The sequence below is a fragment of the Gardnerella vaginalis genome (assembly GCF_001546485.1).
Taxonomy (GTDB): domain Bacteria; phylum Actinomycetota; class Actinomycetes; order Actinomycetales; family Bifidobacteriaceae; genus Bifidobacterium; species Bifidobacterium vaginale_D.
In genome coordinates this window covers 69,964-76,126 of sequence record NZ_KQ956852.1, presented here as the reverse complement: position 1 = coordinate 76,126, position 6,163 = coordinate 69,964, and the positions used below count along the sequence as shown (strand labels likewise).

Here is a 6,163-nt window from a genome sequence, read left to right as displayed (position 1 = left end):
AGCCCTACTCTTGTATAGCTTTGTTGGGTTTTCTTTGTGTTTGTTGCGGTGTTTTACTCCGAAATGTACCTACTTGCGTTAGCTGTTTGTACTGTGATTTGTAGTGCTGCGGCTTGCAAGCAAGATGCATAATTACTGGCGATAGTAAGAGAGGAAGTTGGAGAGTTTGCCCATTGCGTCGCGAAGCGTTTGTAAGCGCGGCAAGTAAACTACGCGGAAGTAGCCTGGAGTCTCCCAATTAAAGCCTTTTCCATGCACAATCAGCAACTTCTGATCGCGCAGCAAATCAAGCGCAAACTGTTCGTCGTCGTGAATGTTGTAGCGAGCAGGATCGAGCTTTACAAACATGTAGAAAGCAGCGTCTGGACGTTCAACGCTTACGCCATCCATCTCCTGAAGTGCGTTATAGCAATACTCGCGCTGCTCATACACGCGACCTCCCGGCTCCAAATATTTCTCAACGCTTTGGTATCCGCCTAAAGCAGTTTGAATAATCGACTGTGCAGGAACGTTCGAGCACAAACGCATATTAGACAGCATGTTAAGACCCATAATGTAGTCGCGAGCCTTGGATTTATCTCCAGAAAGGCTCATCCAACCGATGCGGAAGCCAGCAATCATATGCGACTTAGAGAGTCCGCTAAAGGTTACGCAGAACACGTCTGGAGCGAGAGAAGCAATCGAAATATGCTTCTTGCCGTCCATAACAAGACGGTCGTAAATCTCGTCCGCAAAAATAATTAGATTAAACTCGCGCGCAATCTTAACAATCTCTTCCAAAACTTCGCGACTATACAGCACGCCCGTAGGATTATTTGGGTTAATAATCACGATTGCTTTAGTACGAGGCGTGATTTTAGAGCGAATATCGGCAATATCTGGGTACCAATGCGACTTTTCGTCACACATGTAGTGCACAGGAGTGCCTCCTGCCAAGCTAGCGCACGCAGTCCACAACGGATAGTCTGGGCTTGGAATAAGAATCTCGTCGCCGCAATCAAGCAGCGCTTGCATAGAAAGGTTAATCAGCTCGGAAACACCGTTGCCAGTGTAAATATCTTCCATTTGCACGCCTGGAATGCCCTTAAGCTGATCGTATTGCATAATCGCTTTGCGCGCAGAGAAAAGTCCGCGGCTATCCGAGTAGCCTTCGCAGTCAATAAGCTGCTGCTGCATGTCGTAAATCACTTCGTCTGGAGCGCGGAAACCAAAAGGCGCAGGATTTCCAATGTTGAGCTTTAAAATATGCGTTCCGTTTGCTTCCATGCGGTTTGCTTCTTCAACAACAGGGCCGCGAACATCGTAAAGCACGTGCTCAAGTTTGGTGGATTTGTTGAAGGTTCTATGTTTGAGTGTTTGGGAAAGTTCAGCTTCTGTAAGCTGTGGCTGATTTAATTGTGATTCTTCTGCAGACTGGCAGTTTTGCTCGATTTTTGCGCAAGAATGACCGCCTCTGATTCCATCGCCGCTGATTCCAAGAATTTCAGCTAGCATGTTACGTACGTCTTTGCGAGGCTCAGTTTTGCCGCTTAAATACTGGCTTAACTGGCTTTTGCCAAGCTTATGGCCGTTTTTTGCAGCAAGCGCGATTACGTCAATCTGCTTATAGTTTTGTGTTTTCATAGCTTTCTTAAGCTCATCAGCAAAATTCTGTGCCATAATCTTTCTTTCTCGTAAAATCAACATTTATAAATTGAACAAACCGACAACAAACTCATGACAAAATTCACAATAAAGTTCAAAATATAAGTATTAAATTGAATTATTTGCCTAATGCTAGTCGAAAAAATTATTTTTGTATAGTATTTTTTCAAAAAATGACGAAAAATAGTAAAAAATAATAAAAAAACAGTAGGAAAATTGAACTAAAGTATAAGAAATTGAATTTATTTTGAACTTTTGTGAATGTGTTTGGCGGCTTAAGCTTATGAATGCTGCGTGATTCTGCGCTATTGTACGTAGTATGTAGAAGCTCTGTTAGGCGGTTTGCTACCATAAAAACCATGTATTTCTTTACTCCGAAGCGCTGCGAATCTACCCAAAAAATCATGTATAAGAATAAAGGGCAGGCTCTTATGGCAGCGGAGCAAAGTTTGCGAGAGCGCGGCGCGCAGTTATGGGTGTACGCCTGTGAATATTGCGGCTGCTGGCATTTGACGCATAAAAACCCGGTGGATCGCATGTATTCGGATATGCGCTCGCCGGCTGCAAGCACAAAGCCTAAATCTAGAAAGCGCGGGTATAAGCCAAGACGGCGCTAATCCAAGACGTCGTTAAGCTAATGCTGCGCTAATTACGCAACGTTAAATCCCTGCCTTGCAACTTGCTCAACATCCTCTGCCTCATGTTTTTTCGCACTATTATCCGTTGCCAACGCAACAATTTGCGCACTCAAAGCATCAACTGGTCTGCTAGCATTTCGCAAATCGTAATATTGATGCACGCGAGCGTCAAAATCTGCAATATTTTCTAGTAATTCAGCATCATCAGCAGGGTAGCGGTTCTCAAAAATCTGCATTTTTGTACTCATTCGCGGCTTTAATTCCGGATTTTGCGCAGGCTTACCAATTGCTAAGCCGAGTACAGGGTACGTGTATTCAGGCAAATTCAAAATATCAATAAGCTGAGTTCTACTGTTCAAAATTGAACCAAGAATTACACAGCCAAGCCCCAAAGATTCCGCAGCAGTTTCCATTGCGTGAAGCGCCAAAATAACGTCATTTTGAGCTTGAGTAAAGCGGTAACGAGTTTTAAGCATAAATTCGTCAGTATCGGCATCTACGCCATTTTTTCGCGCAATTGCAGCATTTCTGTGCTGATCAATAATAAAAACGTACAGTAATGGAGCTGTAGCAATATACATTTGATTGCCGATTTCGGAGAGCTTCTGCTTAATTGAGCTATCCGTAATTTTAATCGCTGACCAGTCGTTCAAAAATTGGCTGCAAGCAGCGCGCTGAGCCACGGTTTCAAGAGTTGCGACTGTATTTTCGTCAATTGCTTCGTTGCAGAAAGCGCGAATAGATCGGCGGTTCAGTAAAGTATCAATAGTTTCGTTGTGACGTAAGTTTGGCACGTTATTCTTATCCCCTACTATTTCTTATTATTTCGACTATTTTTCGATTATTATTTCGATTATTTATGCATGTTCAGTTCATGTATTCAAAATTAGAATTTATTTTTTCTAAACTGACGTTTTCTTTGCCTTCGTACAATATAAGACAAGGTTCCGTGGCTTACTAAGCGACCAACAATCGTAGTAAGGATTGCAGAAAATACTGCAAATCCAAGAGACATTAGCAACGGCTCTTCTTCCTTAACACGCTGCTTTTGCACAATTTTTTCTTTAGAAAGATTGTTAGGACGATTATTAGAGTTTACATTGATTTTTCTCGTATCAACATGTTTTTTCCATATTACGTGCGCAATCTGTCCAGCAATAAACGTTGCGAAAGAAGGAAGCGCAGCTTTAAGTAACGAATCTCCTAAAGTATTTGGGTTTTTTAATCGGCGCTCGCGAAGTGCGTCAATCTTATGATTGGCTGCATTAAGTCGTTGAACGGTAATTTGAGCCGCGCGATGGCTTCTTGCGGATTTATTATTTGCCGATGGTAATTGCGTCATATTTCTCTATGGTAGTGGTAACGAAATACCAATTTTGGCGGTACCATAGAACAGTAATCTTGATTTGTGGCAAAGCGGCTGCATGTTAGGAGATGCTTATGCGAAGATTATTCGCGTTGTGTAGCGTCCAGCGCGATAACAGGGTACATGGCGCTTGTGAGGAACGTGAAAACTATGCAGAATAACGGTACTCAGGAATCATCTCATAAAAAGTGTGTAAACCTAGAGTTGGCAAAACGGGGAAATTTAGTGCTGCTTAGACATGGCCAAACTGCTTGGAGTGTTTCTGGCCAGCATACTGGGCGTACAGATTTACCGCTTACTGACGTTGGTATGCAGCAAGCATGTGATGCGGGAGAACGTTTGCGTGAGGCGTTCCCTCAGGGCTTTGACCCAGATTGCGTATTGGTGAGTCCGCTTCGCCGTGCTCAGCAAACTGCACAACTTGCAGGTTATGTTACGTATGAGATTTGTAGGAGCGCATTAGAGTGGGATTATGGTGGTGCTGAAGGTCGCACGCGGGGTGATATTGCGGCATTAAGCGGTGTTGACGCATGGGATGTATGGAAACATGGTCCTCAAGTTCTTCCGTCTCATATGATTAGTGACGGCCAAGAGGTTCTCCCTAATGGCGAAGCTGTGGATATACACCGAACTTCCGGAGAAAGCCTACAAGAGGTTTCAGATCGTACACAAAAAATTATTGATGCTGCTATGCCGCAATTAGCACAAGGTAGAAATGTACTAGTTGTTGCACATGCGCATGTATTGCGTATACTTACTGCGCGTTGGCTTGGTGTAAATCCAGATTTCGCACGATTGCTTCGTCTAGATACTGCACATTATTCTGTGCTGGGTGAATATAAAGGTGACAATGTAATTGTGCATTGGAATTGCTAGATTCTGCGCAGTAGTGAATACAGCAATCGTTTGCTGCATGAGCATGAACACATAACATCAAAAATAAAATATTACGAAGATTCGCAACGGAATTATAACTGCGTATCATTTATTACTGCGACACGCTTTAATTGAGTTATGCCATCGTTTGCAATCTTCCGCAAGTTGAGGCATAATAAATATTGTCGATAAGGACACCTAGCGGTGTAGCAGTCCGATGATGGGATTGCTAGCATAGGAGAAAGGTTCGATGATGAATCGTACGATTAAGTCAACAATTGCATTGGTAGCTTGCTCAGCGATGGCGTTTGGTGCGCTCGCAGCTTGCGGTTCCTCTTCCAGCGATAAAGCTGCTGAGAAGGGTAAGGTTTACTTCCTGAACTTCAAGCCAGAAGCTGCTAACCAGTGGAAGGAAGTTGCTAAGGAATATACCAAGAAGACTGGCGTTCAGGTAAAGGTTCAGACCGCTGCTTCTGGTACATATGAGCAGTCTTTGAAGAGTGAAATCAGCAAGGGTGACGAAGCCCCTACACTCTTCCAGATTAACGGTCCAGTTGGTTATGCAAGCTGGAAAGATTACACGGCTGATTTGAAGGATACAGAACTTTATAGCCAACTTCAGAACAAGGATATTGCTTTGAAGGATGGAGATAAGGTTGTTGGTATTCCATACGCAATGGAAACCTATGGCTTGATTTACAACAAGGCTTTGCTTAAGAAGTATACCGAGCTTAAGGATGCTAAAGTAAAGTCTGCTGAAGAAATTAATTCCTTCGATAAGTTGAAGGCTGTTGCTGACGATATTCAGAAGCATAAGGCAGATCTTGGTGTTGATGGTGCTTTCACTTCTGCAGGTTTCGATTCCAGCTCTGATTGGCGCTTCAAGACCCACCTTGCAAATCTTCCTTTGTACTACGAATTCAAGGAAGATCATGTTACCAAGCAGCCTGCAAAGGTTAAGGGTACGTTCCTTGATGGTTACAAGAAGATTTTCGATCTTTACATCACTGATTCCACCACTCCTGCAACTCAGCTCAGCTCCAAGACTGGTGAGGATGCAAACTCTGAGTTCTCCCAGGGTAAGGCTGTGTTCTACCAGAATGGTACTTGGGCTTGGGGTGACCTTTCCAAGGCTGGTATGAAGGCTGAAGATCTTGGCATGCTCCCAATCTACATTGGTGCTAAGGGTGAAGAGAAGCAGGGTTTGGCTACTGGTTCTGAAAATTACTGGTGCATCAACGATAAGGCTTCTGACGCCAATAAGAAGGCTACGAAGGACTTCTTGAAGTGGTTGCTTACTTCTGAAGCCGGTAAGGATGCTTTGTCTAAGAAGATGGGCTTCACAACTCCATTCAAGAGCTTCGCAGACATTAAGTCCGACAATCCATTGACTCAGGCTGCTGTTGAGGATGCAAAGTCCGGTAAGACTCCAGTAAGCTGGAACTTCACTGTCATGCCATCTGATAACTGGAAGAATGATCTTGGTTCTGCTTTGCTTGAGTACGCTCAGGGCACTGGCAAGTGGGATAAGGTCAAGACTGCATTCGTCGACGGCTGGGCTAAGGAATATTCTCAGGCTCACGAAGATGAGGACTAATTTAGTTTATAAATAAATTAAAAAATAGGCGTTACTCCTGCT

Annotated in this window: 6 protein-coding genes; 3 read left to right on the top strand and 3 right to left on the bottom strand. The window is 43.6% G+C overall.

All coding sequences use genetic code 11. The annotated features are described in order from the left end of the window. Nucleotides 1-132 precede the first annotated feature (132 nt). Nucleotides 133-1,659 carry an aminotransferase class I/II-fold pyridoxal phosphate-dependent enzyme gene (locus HMPREF3208_RS03115; protein WP_081091168.1) on the bottom strand — a complete coding sequence of 509 codons (1,527 nt, stop codon included), beginning with the start codon at nucleotides 1,657-1,659 and terminating at the stop codon, nucleotides 133-135. A gap of 344 nt (nucleotides 1,660-2,003) precedes the next feature. Between HMPREF3208_RS03115 and HMPREF3208_RS03110 the strand changes: the two genes are divergently transcribed. After that, the gene (locus tag HMPREF3208_RS03110; protein WP_016637512.1) at nucleotides 2,004-2,261 is read left to right on the top strand and encodes a hypothetical protein; all 258 of its coding nucleotides are present in this window, start codon (nucleotides 2,004-2,006) and stop codon (nucleotides 2,259-2,261) included. A gap of 32 nt (nucleotides 2,262-2,293) precedes the next feature. Here HMPREF3208_RS03110 and HMPREF3208_RS03105 read toward each other — a convergent pair whose 3' ends face one another. Next, on the bottom strand, nucleotides 2,294-3,076 hold the full coding sequence (locus HMPREF3208_RS03105) for a nitroreductase family protein (RefSeq protein WP_064347195.1): 783 nt from the start codon (nucleotides 3,074-3,076) through the stop codon (nucleotides 2,294-2,296). Nucleotides 3,077-3,168: 92 nt separating this feature from the next. Further along, nucleotides 3,169-3,624, bottom strand: a complete 456-nt coding sequence (locus tag HMPREF3208_RS03100; protein ID WP_064347193.1) for a DUF4235 domain-containing protein — start codon at nucleotides 3,622-3,624, stop codon at nucleotides 3,169-3,171. A gap of 174 nt (nucleotides 3,625-3,798) precedes the next feature. Here HMPREF3208_RS03100 and HMPREF3208_RS03095 point away from each other — a divergent pair, with 174 nt between their 5' ends. Both HMPREF3208_RS03095 and HMPREF3208_RS03090 read left to right on the top strand, forming a co-directional pair. Further along, nucleotides 3,799-4,524, top strand: a complete 726-nt coding sequence (locus HMPREF3208_RS03095; protein WP_064347207.1) for a histidine phosphatase family protein — start codon at nucleotides 3,799-3,801, stop codon at nucleotides 4,522-4,524. Nucleotides 4,525-4,774: 250 nt separating this feature from the next. Further along, nucleotides 4,775-6,121 carry an ABC transporter substrate-binding protein gene (locus HMPREF3208_RS03090; RefSeq protein WP_064347191.1) on the top strand — a complete coding sequence of 449 codons (1,347 nt, stop codon included), beginning with the start codon at nucleotides 4,775-4,777 and terminating at the stop codon, nucleotides 6,119-6,121. Nucleotides 6,122-6,163: the final 42 nt, after the last annotated feature.

What these genes read in the sequence shown, in the direction of transcription:
- HMPREF3208_RS03115 (WP_081091168.1), bottom strand. Translation starts at nt 1,659, where the DNA reads ATGGCACAGAATTTTGCTGATGAGCTTAAGAAAGCTATGAAAACACAA.
- HMPREF3208_RS03110 (WP_016637512.1), top strand. Translation starts at nt 2,004, where the DNA reads ATGTATTTCTTTACTCCGAAGCGCTGCGAATCTACCCAAAAAATCATG.
- HMPREF3208_RS03100 (WP_064347193.1), bottom strand. Translation starts at nt 3,624, where the DNA reads ATGACGCAATTACCATCGGCAAATAATAAATCCGCAAGAAGCCATCGC.
- HMPREF3208_RS03095 (WP_064347207.1), top strand. Translation starts at nt 3,799, where the DNA reads ATGCAGAATAACGGTACTCAGGAATCATCTCATAAAAAGTGTGTAAAC.
- HMPREF3208_RS03090 (WP_064347191.1), top strand. Translation starts at nt 4,775, where the DNA reads ATGATGAATCGTACGATTAAGTCAACAATTGCATTGGTAGCTTGCTCA.